The organism is Cupriavidus sp. 21MJTG02-4 (genome assembly GCF_057798975.1).
In genome coordinates, this window is the sequence record NZ_JBYOJP010000013.1 from 21,301 (window position 1) to 33,520 (window position 12,220).

The 12,220-nt window shown below is 67.5% G+C and carries 12 protein-coding genes; 7 read left to right on the forward strand and 5 right to left on the reverse strand.

What is annotated here, in order from left to right; all coding sequences use genetic code 11:
* Positions 1-31 precede the first annotated feature (31 nt).
* The 4 genes from AC3FKH_RS23395 to AC3FKH_RS23410 form a co-directional block, all read right to left on the reverse strand.
* Positions 32-904, reverse strand: coding sequence for an ABC transporter ATP-binding protein (locus AC3FKH_RS23395; RefSeq protein WP_488678174.1), 873 nt, complete (start codon positions 902-904; stop codon positions 32-34).
* A gap of 1 nt (position 905) precedes the next feature.
* Positions 906-1,940, reverse strand: coding sequence for an ABC transporter substrate-binding protein (locus AC3FKH_RS23400; protein WP_488678175.1), 1,035 nt, complete (start codon positions 1,938-1,940; stop codon positions 906-908).
* Between the two features lie 55 nt (positions 1,941-1,995).
* Positions 1,996-2,916, reverse strand: a complete 921-nt coding sequence (locus AC3FKH_RS23405) for a TauD/TfdA dioxygenase family protein (protein WP_488678177.1) — start codon at positions 2,914-2,916, stop codon at positions 1,996-1,998.
* A 139-nt stretch (positions 2,917-3,055) separates the two neighbouring features.
* On the reverse strand, positions 3,056-3,955 hold the full coding sequence (locus AC3FKH_RS23410) for a ketopantoate reductase family protein (protein ID WP_488678178.1): 900 nt from the start codon (positions 3,953-3,955) through the stop codon (positions 3,056-3,058).
* 264 nt (positions 3,956-4,219) lie between these two features.
* Between AC3FKH_RS23410 and AC3FKH_RS23415 the strand changes: the two genes are divergently transcribed.
* The 5 genes from AC3FKH_RS23415 to AC3FKH_RS23435 all read left to right on the forward strand — a co-directional run bounded on the left by AC3FKH_RS23415 (position 4,220) and on the right by AC3FKH_RS23435 (position 9,971).
* The gene (locus AC3FKH_RS23415) at positions 4,220-5,494 is read left to right on the forward strand and encodes an O-acetylhomoserine aminocarboxypropyltransferase/cysteine synthase family protein (RefSeq protein WP_488678179.1); all 1,275 of its coding nucleotides are present in this window, start codon (positions 4,220-4,222) and stop codon (positions 5,492-5,494) included.
* 188 nt (positions 5,495-5,682) lie between these two features.
* Positions 5,683-6,495 carry a MetQ/NlpA family ABC transporter substrate-binding protein gene (locus AC3FKH_RS23420; protein ID WP_488678180.1) on the forward strand — a complete coding sequence of 271 codons (813 nt, stop codon included), beginning with the start codon at positions 5,683-5,685 and terminating at the stop codon, positions 6,493-6,495.
* A 246-nt stretch (positions 6,496-6,741) separates the two neighbouring features.
* On the forward strand, positions 6,742-7,839 hold the full coding sequence (gene pdhA, locus AC3FKH_RS23425) for a pyruvate dehydrogenase (acetyl-transferring) E1 component subunit alpha (protein WP_488678181.1): 1,098 nt from the start codon (positions 6,742-6,744) through the stop codon (positions 7,837-7,839).
* Between the two features lie 12 nt (positions 7,840-7,851).
* A complete protein-coding gene (locus tag AC3FKH_RS23430; RefSeq protein WP_488678182.1) occupies positions 7,852-8,829 on the forward strand; it encodes an alpha-ketoacid dehydrogenase subunit beta in 978 nt (325 codons plus the stop codon).
* Between the two features lie 32 nt (positions 8,830-8,861).
* Entirely contained in the window at positions 8,862-9,971 is a 1,110-nt protein-coding gene (locus AC3FKH_RS23435) for a dihydrolipoamide acetyltransferase family protein (protein ID WP_488678183.1), read from the forward strand.
* A gap of 9 nt (positions 9,972-9,980) precedes the next feature.
* On the opposite strand, the gene AC3FKH_RS23440 is transcribed toward AC3FKH_RS23435, so the two are convergent.
* Positions 9,981-10,187, reverse strand: a complete 207-nt coding sequence (locus tag AC3FKH_RS23440) for a DUF6494 family protein (protein ID WP_483733615.1) — start codon at positions 10,185-10,187, stop codon at positions 9,981-9,983.
* A gap of 120 nt (positions 10,188-10,307) precedes the next feature.
* On the opposite strand from AC3FKH_RS23440, the gene AC3FKH_RS23445 reads away from it, so the two are divergent.
* Both AC3FKH_RS23445 and AC3FKH_RS23450 read left to right on the forward strand, forming a co-directional pair.
* A complete protein-coding gene (locus tag AC3FKH_RS23445) occupies positions 10,308-11,930 on the forward strand; it encodes a phospholipase D family protein (RefSeq protein ID WP_488678184.1) in 1,623 nt (540 codons plus the stop codon).
* An 82-nt stretch (positions 11,931-12,012) separates the two neighbouring features.
* Entirely contained in the window at positions 12,013-12,216 is a 204-nt protein-coding gene (locus tag AC3FKH_RS23450; protein ID WP_483733613.1) for a CopG family transcriptional regulator, read from the forward strand.
* Positions 12,217-12,220: the final 4 nt, after the last annotated feature.

Here is a 12,220-nt window from a genome sequence, read left to right on the forward strand (position 1 = left end):
AGGCCGCCACGTGGTGCGGCGATGGAGACAGTCATGTTGGATTCCCTGAGTATTGGCGCGCTGCGGCGAGCTCATGCGGCGCCTGTGTCGCTACGGCGTCGGCGGGCACGTCGAACAGCATCTGGTGGATGCGTTGCGCGGCCGCCTGGAACTCTGCACTTCCCTGGCTGGCCAGGCTGAACTGATGACTGTTCAGTTCGGCGCGCACGCGTCCCGGGTGCGGGGACAGCAGCAGGATGCGGCTGCCGACCACGAGCGCCTCTTCGATCGAGTGCGTGACAAACATCAGCGTGAACGCGGCATCGTCCCACAGCGCCAGCAGCTCTTCCTGCATGCGCCGGCGCGTCAGCGCGTCGAGCGCGGCGAATGGCTCGTCCATCAGCAGCACCTTGGGCCGCATGGCCAGCGCGCGCGCAATCGCCACGCGCTGCTTCATGCCGCCCGACAGCGTGTGCGGATACGCGTCGGCAAAGCCGGCGAGTCCGACTTTGTCGAGGCAATGCATCGCGCGTTCATCGGCCTCCGCACGCGACATGCGGCGCGATTGCCGCAGCGGGAACATCACGTTTTCGCGCACCGTCTTCCACGGCGGCAACTGGTCGAATTCCTGGAACACCACGATGCGGTCCGGCCCCGGCGCCTGCACGCGTTCACCGTCGAGCCGGATCTCGCCCTCGCAAGGCGGCACGAAGCCCGCCACGGCCTTGAGCAGCGTGGACTTGCCGCAGCCCGACGGACCCAGCAGCACGAAGCGGTCGGCCGCATGCACGTCAAAGCTCACGCGGTGCGTCGCGCGCACGATGCGTGCGTCGGTGCGGTACTCCAGCGACACGCCGTCCACCTGCAGCAGCGGGCCGCGCGCCGCGCCACGGTCGGACACGACGCGCAGGTTGTGCGTCGCCATGTCAGCTGCCCTGCGCGGTGGCCGGGTCCTGGAAGAAATAGTCCTGCCAGGATTTCGGCTGGTTGCGGATGGCGCCCACGCGGTGCATGAAGTCGGCAAGCACGAAGGTGTTCTGCGGCGTCACCTTGAACTGCACCTGCGGGTTCTTCAGCACCTTGACCAGCAGCGCGCGATCGATCTTCGCCTTGTTCACGCGGATGTACAGGTCCGCAGCGGCTTCCGGGTTCGCGCTGGCGAACTTCGCCGCCTCGGCGAGCGCATCGACAAACGCGCGATAGGTCTTCGGGTTCTCGTTGCGGAATTTTTCCGTCGCGTAGAGCACGGTCGCCGAACTCGGGCCGCCGAGCACGTCATACGAATTCAGTACGATGCGCGCATTCGGATTGCCCGCCAGCTCCTGCTCCTGGAACGGCGGATTGGCAAAGTGCCCGGTGATCTCGGTACCGCCCGCAATGATCGCGGCCGTCGCATCGGGGTGCGGCACGGCCACCGTCCACTTGTCGAGGCGATTGAACGCCTTGTCGCCCCACTGCTTCGCGGCGGCAAGCTGCAGCACGCGCGACTGCACGGACACCGTCACCGCCGGCAAGGCGATGCGGTCCTGCTCGGAGAAGTCGGCAATCGTCTTCACCTTCGGGTTGTTGCTGACGAGGTAGTAGGGAAAGTTGCCGAGCGACGCGACGCCGCGCACGTTCTGCTTGCCGAGCGTGCGGTCCCACAGCGTCAGCAGCGGACCGACGCCGGCACCGGCGATATCGATGGCGCCGGACAGCAGCGCGTCATTGACCGCCGCACCGCCGGACAGCTGCGTCCATTCGACCTTGATGTCGACGCCCTGCTGCTTGCCGTGCTTTTCGATCAGCTGCTGGTCGCGCGCCACGTTGAGCAGCAGGTAGACCACGCCGAACTGCTCGGCAATGCGCAGCTTGCCTTCGGCATGCGCGGCACCGGTTCCGGCCAGGCCTGCGCCGAGGGCGAGCAACACCAGCTTGCGCGGCCAGCGACGGGCACGCGCGGTGAAGCGGGAGGGGAACATGCGGATAACTCCGGAATAAGATGAAGCGGAAGGACCTTCGGCTACGCCACCGCGCTCAACGCGGTACGTCGCCTTCGATGGTGGTGCGATACATCACGCGACGCAGTTCGGCCGGACAGCCCGAGGCAAGATGCAGCAGCGAGCGGTTGTCCCAGAACACCAGGTCGTTCTCCTGCCAGGCATGGCGATACACATGTGCGGGCCGCGTGCTGTGCGCAAACAGCTGGTCGAGCAGTGCGCGGCTCTCGTCTTCAGGCAGGCCGGCAATGCGCGTGGTGAAATGCTCGCTGACAAAGATCGCCTTGCGTCCGGTTTCCGGGTGTGTGCGCACGACAGGCTGCAGCACCGGCTTCACCTGCGCGACCTGCTCCGGGGTAAGGTCGGGCCGCCACGGGCTGCGCGCCTGCAGTTCTGCATAGCGGGCGAGATAGGTGTGCTCGGCCTGCAGGCCCTCGACGGCACGCTGCAATGCGCGCGGCAGCGTATCCCACGCCAGGTGCATGTTGGCAAACAGCGTGTCGCCGCCTTCGGCGGGCAGCTCGCGCGCATGCAGCAGCGAGCCAAGGCTCGGCTTGTCCTTGTAGGAGAGATCGGAATGCCAGAAGTGGCCGGCATCGCCCAGGCCGATCGGCTTGCCGTTCTCCACCACGTTCGACACCACCAGGATCTCCGGATGGCCAGGCAGCTGGAACTGGTTCAGCACGTGGATCTGCAGCGGGCCGAAGCGGCGGCTGAAGGCGACCTGCTGCGCCGGCGTGATGCGCTGGTCGCGGAACACCAGCACGTGATAGTCGAGGTGCGCGCGATGGATGCGCGCGAAATCGCCGGCGGACAACGGTTGCGACAGATCCAGTCCGATCACTTCGGCACCGAGCGGTGCGTCGAACGGACGGATGCGGAAGCGATCCGCGACCGCTGGGGCTTGCGGTACGTAGGACCGGCGGCTCGGCTGGCCGCTATGGAGATTTGCAGTCATGGCAGGCTCGGTGAGCGGGTACGAGCCTTGCACTGTAGGGAACGCCGATTGGGGCGGTCAACGAACGAAATCGCTGCCGCTTATGCGGGCAGCGCATATCCATGTCTTGACATGGACCGCCCCGCGATCGAAGCGGTGATCAGCCGGCCTGCTGCTTGTCTTCGATCAGACGCACGAGCGCGTGCAGCAGCCGGTTGGCGGGCACGGCAATGCCGAGCGCATCGCCGCGGCGCACGATCAGGCCATTGAGATGGTCGATCTCGCTGCGCTTGCGGCGCGCGAGATCCTGCGCGGTCGATGACGTCTGCGCGGGCATGGTCTCCGCGATGCGGCTCACCGCCAGCGCAGTATCCGGCGGCAGGATCACGCCGTCGGCCTGCGCGACCGCCAGGCATTCCGCGACGATATCGCGCATCACGGCTTCCACGCCTTCGCCGCGTACCAGCCGGCCATACGGCAACTGCGTGATCGCCGATAGCGCGTTGTACACGCAGTTCAGGATCAGCTTGGCCCACAGCGCGCCGCGCACATTGCCGGAGGTCTCGACCGGCACGCCGGCCGCGGCCAGCGTGCTGGCGAGGCGCTCACCCTGGCTGGTCGGCTCGATCACCAGTTCGCCGCGCCCGTTGTGCCTGACGTGTCCCGGGCCCGCCATCTCGGTGGCCACATAAACCACCGCCGCAGCCACCTCCTGCTCCAGCAGGCCGCGCAGCGTGTCGGCATTCTCGACGCCGTTCTGCAGCGACAGCACCAGCGCGCCCGGCGCGAGCGACGGCTTCATGGCGAGCGCCGCGCCCTGCGTGTCGGTGGACTTCACGCAGAACAGCACGAGATCCGCGCCTTGCACCGCGCTCGCCTCGGTGCTCGCCGATACCCTGACCTGCTCGTCGAACGATTGCGTTTCCAGGCGCAGGCCGCGCGCCTCGATGGCCTGCACGTGTTGCGGCCGGGCGATCAGCACCACCTCGTGGCCGGCCCGCGCCAGCATCCCGCCGTAGTAGCAACCGACTGCCCCGGCGCCCATCACTGCGACTTTCATGATTTGCACGCTCCCTGCTGTGAACCCCGATGGTGCGCGACGTGGCGTCATACCCCGAGCCCGCGTCGCCTGCATGAAGACGATTATGACAGGGCAGCTGCGCAGGGCCGCGCATATGCAAATGCAATTTGGTTCTTTGCCGCGCGTGGCCTCGGACATCCTGTGCTGCTACCATGCGCAAGCCCGGCGCAACGTACGCTGCGGCTTCATCCGGCATCTTCCTCGCGCATGCCGCTCCAGCACCCGACCAAGAACAACCCGATCATGAGACTTGAAACCATTGCCGTCCACGGCGGCTATTCGTCCGACCCCACCACGCGCGCCGTTGCGGTGCCGATCTACCAGACCGTCGCGTACTCGTTCGACAGCGCGCAACACGGCGCCGACCTGTTCGACCTGAAGGTGCCCGGCAACATCTACAGCCGCATCATGAACCCGACCAACGACGTGCTGGAGCAGCGCCTGGCCGCGCTGGAAGGCGGCGTCGGCGCGCTGGCGCTGGCCTCGGGCATGGCGGCCATTACCTACGCGATCCAGACCATCGCCGAGGCCGGCGACAACATCGTCTCGTCCAGCCAGCTCTACGGCGGCACCTATAACCTGCTCGCGCACACGCTGCCGCAATCGGGCATCGAAACGCGCTTCGCCGATGGCCGCAACCCGGCGGCTTTCGGCGACCTGATCGACGAACGCACCAAGGCCGTGTTCGTCGAATCGGTCGGCAACCCGCTCGGCAATGTGGTCGACATCGAAGCCATTGCGCGCGTGGCGCACAACCACGGTGTGCCGCTGATCGTCGACAACACCGTGCCCTCGCCATACCTGTGCCGGCCCTTCGAGCACGGCGCGGACATCGTCGTGCATTCGCTGACCAAGTACCTCGGCGGCCATGGCACCAGCGTGGGCGGCGCCATCGTCGACAGCGGCAAGTTCCCGTGGGCCGAGCACAAGGCGCGCTTCAAGCGCCTGAATGAACCCGACGTGTCGTACCACGGCGTGGTCTACACCGAAGCGCTGGGCCCGGCGGCCTACATCGGCCGCGCACGCGTCGTGCCGCTGCGCAACACCGGCGCGGCGCTGTCGCCGTTCAATGCGTTCCTGATCCTGCAGGGCATTGAAACGCTCGCGCTGCGCCTCGATCGCATCACCGAAAACACGCTGGCCATCGCCAGGCATTTGCAGAAGCACCCCAAGGTGGACTGGGTCAACTTCGCCGGCCTGCCGGAGCACGCGGACCACGCGCTGGTGCAGAAGTACCTCGGCGGCCGCGGGCCGGGCATCCTGTCGTTCGGCCTGAAGGCCGGCGGGCGCGAAGGCGGCGCGCGGTTCCTCGACGCGTTGCAACTGTTCACGCGCCTGGTCAACATCGGCGATGCCAAGTCGCTGGCCACGCACCCGGCTTCGACCACGCACCGCCAGCTCAACGCCGATGAACTCAAGGCCGCCGGCGTGAGCGAGGACATGGTGCGCCTGTCGATCGGCATCGAGCATATCGACGACCTGATCGAGGACCTAGACCGCGCGCTGAACGCTGCCTGAGCGGGATGGCGCGACCGCGCGTCCCCGCATGGGGCACGCGGCCCTGCGGGCGGCATCGTGCGCCGCTCCCCATATGTACTTTCGGCATATGGGCATGACGAAACACTCGTTCCTTCCTTGTCTGCCTTTCCCTACAATGGCCCGACCATGCAGCCCGATGGCTGCGCTATTCCAAACGGGGAGCTTTGATGAAGATCGGCAAGGGGATCCGGCTGTTCGCAGCCGTGCTGGCAGTTGGCGTGATGCAGGCGGCGGCCGCTGCCGATCCGGACAAGAAGGAAATCCGTTTTGGCGCAACGGCCGGCCCGTACGCGGACCAGATCCGCTATGGCGTGAAGCCCGTGCTGGAAAAGCGCGGCTACAAGGTGACCATCGTCGAGTTCAGCGACTACGTGCAGCCGAACCTGGCGCTGGCCGATGGCGCGATCGACGCCAACGCATTCCAGCACGTGGCCTACCTGAAGAAGTTCTCGGCCGACCGCAAGCTGCAGCTCTCCGAAGTGGTCCAGGTGCCCACGGCGCCGATCGGCATCTACAGCAACAAGCACAAGGCCCTGACCGAAGTGAAGGCCGGCGCCACGGTGTCGCTGCCCAATGATCCGAGCAACCTCGCGCGCGCGATCACCATCCTGCAGCAGATCGGCTGGGTCACGCTCAAGCCGGGCACGGACATGATCCGCGCCTCGGAGCGAGACATCGACAGCAACCCGCACAAGCTCAAGCTGATCCAGCTCGAAGCCGCGCAACTGCCGCGCTCGCTCGACGACGTGGACTATGGCTTCGTCAACGGCAATTTCGCGCTGGCCTCCGGCCTTAAGCTGACCTCGGCGCTGGCGCTCGAGAAGATTCCGGACTACTACATGAACCTGGTGGCGGTGAAGACGGCGGACCTGAACAAGCCGTTCGTGAAGGACATCCGCGACGCCTACCAGTCGGCCGAGTTCAAGACCGTGGCGCAGCAGCGCTTCGCGGGCTTCGTGCCGCCGGCTTACCAGAAGTAAGCGGATGGGCTGAACGCAGCCAGTATGGAAAGGCTCCCATCGGGAGCCTTTCTTGTTTTTAAAGGCTGCGCTTGCTGCAGCACGGCATGGGCGATCCCATCACGCTTCTGCGCCCGGAGTAACACAAGCGCCGCTTTCCGTCCCCCACGCGCGCGCCGATGCCCTAAACTCATAGCAACCCGACGCGGTCCCGCTGTCCCACAAGGAAGCGCGGGATCCCTGACACGCACATCGGAGGCCTCCCACATGGGCACGGTTGCGAGCTTTGACATCGGCTACACACGATACCTGGACCCGCCGGGCGCATCCCCGGTTTCTTCTTCCCCTCTCCCGCCATTCGCCACCGATCCGGACGCGCTGCTGCCGCTGTACCGCGCCATGGTGCTGACCCGCCAGTTCGACCTCAAGGCCATTGCGTTGCAGCGCACGGGCAAGATCGGCACGTTCGCCTCGGCGCTCGGACAGGAAGCCATCGGCGTCGGCGTGGCCAGCGCCATGCGCCGCGAGGACGTGCTGGTGCCGTCCTACCGCGAACATGCCGCGCAGTTTGTGCGCGGCGTCAGCATGACCGAGAGCCTGCTGTACTGGGGCGGCGACGAACGCGGCAGCGGCTTTGCGGCGGCGCCGCATGACTTCGGCAACAACGTGCCGATCGGCACGCAGGTTTGCCATGCCGCGGGCGTGGCCTATGCCTTCTTGCTGCGCAACGAACCGCGCGTAGCGGTCTGCATGCTCGGCGATGGGGGCACCTCGAAGGGCGATTTCTACGAGGGCATGAACATGGCCGGCGCGTGGCATGCGCCGCTGGTCATCGTCGTGAGCAACAACCAGTGGGCCATCTCCATGCCGCGCAGCCGCCAGACGGCCGCGCATACGCTGGCGCAGAAGGCGATCGCGGCGGGCATTCCGGGCGAGCAGATCGATGGCAACGACGTGGTCGCCGTGCGGCACCGCGTGGGCGAGGCGATCGAGCGCGCGCGGGCCGGCGACGGACCCACGCTGATCGAGGCCGTCACCTACCGGCTGGGTGATCACACCACGGCCGACGATGCGTCGCGCTACCGAGACGAGTCGACCGTCAAGGCGCACTGGCAGGCGGAGCCGCTGCTGCGGCTGCGCGAACACCTGGTCAAGCTTGGCGCCTGGGACGCGGGGCGCGAGGAGGCACTGGTTCGCGAATGCTCGCAACAGGTGGCGCAGGCCGTGGAAGCGTATCTGTCGCTGCCGCCGCCCGACCCGGCCGCGATGTTCGACTGCCTGTTCGCCACCATGCCGGCGGCGTTGCAGGAACAGCTGGCGACGGCACGGCGCTACGCCGCGCCGCATCAGCCCAACCCGAACTGAGGCGCGCGCATCATGGCTGAAATCACTCTGGTCGAGGCCGTCAACCAGGCGCTGGGCTACGCGCTGGAACACGATCCCGACGTCTTGCTGCTGGGCGAGGACATCGGCGTGAACGGCGGCGTGTTCCGCGCCACGGTCGGCCTGCAGGCGCGCTTCGGGCCACAGCGCGTGCTGGACACGCCGCTGGCCGAATCCGGCATTGTCGGCGCGGCCATCGGCATGGCGGCGATGGGGCTCAAGCCCGTGGCCGAGATCCAGTTCACCGGCTTTATCTATCCGGCCATCGACAACATCATCAACCACGCCGGGCGCATGCGGCACCGCACGCGCAACCGGCTGGGCTGTCCGCTGGTGGTGCGCTCGCCGTTCGGCGCGGGCATTCACGCGCCCGAGCATCATTCGGAAAGCCCCGAGGCAATCTTCGCCCACATGCCGGGCATCCGCGTGGTCATCCCGTCGTCGCCGGCGCGCGCGTATGGCCTGCTGCTGGCCGCGATCAACGACCCCGACCCGGTGATTTTCCTGGAGCCGACGCGCCTGTACCGGCTGTTTCGCCAGGAGGTCGTCAACGATGGCGCGGCATTGCCGCTCGATGCCTGTTTCACGCTGCGCGAAGGCAGCGATGTCACGCTGGTGAGCTGGGGCGCGATGCTCCAGGAAACGCTGGCCGCGGCGGACCAGCTCGCCGAGGAAGGCGTGTCCGCCGCCGTGATCGACGTGGCCACGCTCAAGCCGCTCGACATGCAGACCATCCTCGAATCGGTGGCGCGCACGAGCCGCTGCGTGATCGTGCACGAGGCGCCGCGCACGGCGGGCTTCGGCGCGGAGATCGCCGCGGGGCTCGCCGATGCCGGCCTGTACTCGCTGGCGGCGCCGGTGCAGCGCGTGACCGGCTTTGACACCGTGGTGCCGCTGTCGCGGCTGGAGCATACCTACCTGCCGAGCGTGGCGCGCATCGTCGATGCCGTGCGCAAGGCGCTGGCCGCCTGACCGATCTGGGACGAAAATCCGGGGACGCAACCATGAGAGTGTTCAAGCTGCCCGACCTGGGCGAAGGCCTGCAGGAGGCCGAGATCGTGACGTGGCATGTGAAGGCCGGCGACACCGTGGCCGTCGACCAGCCACTGCTGTCGGTGGAAACCGCCAAGGCCATCGTCGAGATTCCGTCGCCTTACGCGGGCACGATCGGCAAGCTGTTTGCGCAGGCCGGCGACATCGTCCACCTGGGCGCGCCGCTCGCGGGCTTCGAGGGCGCCGGCGATGATGCCGATGCGGGGACGGTGGTCGGCGCGGTCAAGGTCGGCTCGCACGTCGTGGCGGAATCGGCCACGCCGCTCGCGCCCGGCGCGGGCGGCGCAGGCATCAAGGCGACGCCGGCCGTGCGTGCGCTGGCGCGGCGCCTGGGCGTGGACCTGGCGATGGCAAACCCGTCCGGTGCCGATGGCGTGGTCACCGCCGCGGATGTGGAGCGCGTGGCGTCGACACTCGCCGAAACCGGGCCGGGCGAGGTCCTGCGCGGCGTGCGTCGCGCGATGGCGCAGAACATGGCGCGCGCGCAGAGCGAGGTCGCCGCCGCAACGGTGATGGACGATGCCGATATCCATGCCTGGCAGGGCGCGCATGACGTCACCATCCGCCTGGTGCGCGCGCTGGTCGCCGGCTGCCGCGCGGAGCCGGGCCTGAATGCCTGGTACGAAGGCCAGACCGGCAAGCGCCACGTGATGCAGAAGATCGACGTCGGCATTGCCGCGGACCTGCCCGAGGGCCTGTTCGTGCCGGTGCTGCGCAACGTGGGCAACCGCGACGCGGCCGACCTGCGCCATGGGCTGGATCGCATGCGCGCCGATATCCGCGCGCGCACGATCGCGCCCGAGGAGATGCGCGGCAGCACCATCACGCTGTCGAACTTCGGCATGATCGCGGGACGCTATGCCGCGCCGATCGTGGTGCCGCCAACCGTGGCGATCCTCGGCGCCGGCCACATCCGCGACGAAGTGGTGGCCGCCGGCGGCGTGCCGGCGGTGCACCGCGTAATGCCGCTGAGCCTGACCTTCGACCACCGCGTGGTCACCGGCGGCGAGGCGGCGCGCTTCCTCGCCGCAGTGATCGCCGACCTGGCGCTGCCCGAATAGCCGGCGCGGTCAGGCCAGGCGGATCTCGCCGTCGAACGTCGCGCTCAGCTTCAGCTTGCCGAGTTCCAGCGTCATCTTCACCGGCAGGATCTCGTTGCCGGCCAGCTCGCCGCTGTCGAGCGCGGCGGCCACGGCTTGCTCGATCTCTCGCTGAGAACTGACCCCCACGGTCTTGAGGAACTTGCGGATGCTCGTGTTGAAGGCTTCCTGGTCCATGTCGATCTCCTGACGGGTGGTTCGCTTGCCGGTTACGCCTTGATAGTAGTGCAGGTGCCGCAGGACTGGCGCGCGCGTGCAAAACGCGCTACACAGGAGGCTGGCCGCCCAGGAGATGCGATGCCCGCCATCCATGACCGCCCGAGTCCGCTCCCTAGCCCGACCTCCCGCTGGCTGTATCGCCTGGCATCGCTGCTCGCGGCCGCACTGCTCATGGCGGGCTGCGCCAGCCTGCCGCCGCAGGACGCGCGCGTCGCCTCCTACGCGGTCACCGATACGGCCGGTACGCTGCTGGGCCGCACCCTGGCGCCGCTGCTGTCCGCGCACCCTGGCCAGTCGGCCTTCTATCCGCTCGCCAGCGGCCCGGACGCACTGGTGGCGCGACTGGCCCTGGCCAGGGCCGCGCAGCGCACGCTGGACGTGCAGTATTACATCTACGACGGCGACCTGACCGGCAAGACGCTGCTGGCCGACATCATCGCCGCAGCCGACCGCGGCGTGCGCGTGCGGCTGCTGCTCGACGACCTGCACCTGTCCGGCCAGGACCGCATCCTGTCCGCGCTCGACGACCACCCGAACATCGAAGTGCGCCTGTTCAATCCGTTCACGGCACGCAGCCTGCGCATGGCCCAGATGGCCTTCGACTACAGCCGGCTGAACCGCCGCATGCACAACAAGTCGATGACGGCCGACAACCAGGCCACCATCGTCGGCGGCCGCAATATCGGCGACGCCTATTTCTCGGCCGACAAGGGCTCGGACTTCACGGATCTCGACCTGTTGCTGGCCGGCCCGGTGGTGCCCGAGGTCTCGGCCGTGTTCGACGACTACTGGAACGGTGCCGCCGCGTACCCCGTCAGTGCGCTGGCCAGGCCGCCAGAGGACGCGGCAGCGCAATTGCAGGACATACGCGAATACCTCGACCAGCATGTCGCCGAAGCGCGCGGCGGCGAGTATTCGCAGGCCCTGCTGGCGTCCGGCCTCGCACAGGCACTCGAAAGCGGCAAGCTTCCGGCGTACTGGGGCCATGCCGCGGTGATCGCCGACAAGGCGGCCAAGGTCACGCTGCCGCCCGAAGACGATTCGAGCCATGCCATCCCCAAGCTGGCGAAGCTGCTCGGCAGCGCGCAACAGGAACTGGCGCTGGTATCGCCTTACTTCGTGCCGGACCGCAAGTCGGTGGACTGGCTCGCGCAGATGACAAAGCGCGGCGTGAAGGTGCGCATCCTGACCAACTCCTTCGCGGCCACCGACGTCAGTGCCGTGCACGCGGGCTATTCGCCCTGGCGCAAGGACCTGCTCGAAGCCGGCGTGGAACTCTATGAACTCAAGCCATCTGCCTACGCCGAGATCGCGCATGAAGGCAAGCACGCGCACCGCAGCATGATCAGCAAAAGCCGCGCCAGCCTGCATGCGAAGAGCTATATGGTGGACCGGCACCTGCTGTTCGTCGGCTCGCTCAACCTGGATCCGCGCTCGGCCCGGCTCAATACCGAGATGGGCGTAGTGGTCGACAGCGCGCCGCTGTGCGAAGCGCTCGGCAAGGACCTGGACCAGGCGCTGCTGGACGTCGCCTACAAGGTCATGCTCGCACCCGGCACCGATGGCAACGCCGCGCACCTGGAATGGGTGACGCGCGAGAACGGCCTGCTGCGCACCTATGACAGCGAGCCGGGCATGGGCGCGCTGCAGCATCTCGGGCAGGGACTGCTGCGGATGCTGCCGATCGAAGAGGAACTGTAGACTGCCGGACGCGCATCTGGCGCTGCGTTGGCCCTGTATATAATGCGGTTCCGATCGCCGCCGCGCATCGCGACTGACCTCCATGGAATCCAAGACCGCCCGCCTCACCATCCTGATCGATCCGGCCAAGAAGAAGGCTTTCGAGACCCTGTGCGCGTCGCAGGACCTGACACCCTCGCAAGTGGTGCGGCAACTCATCCGCGAATACCTCGCCCAGCACGGCGTCGACTACGCCACCAAGCCAAAGGCCGTCGGCCGCAAGAAGGCCTCGGCCGACAAGGCCTGAGCCC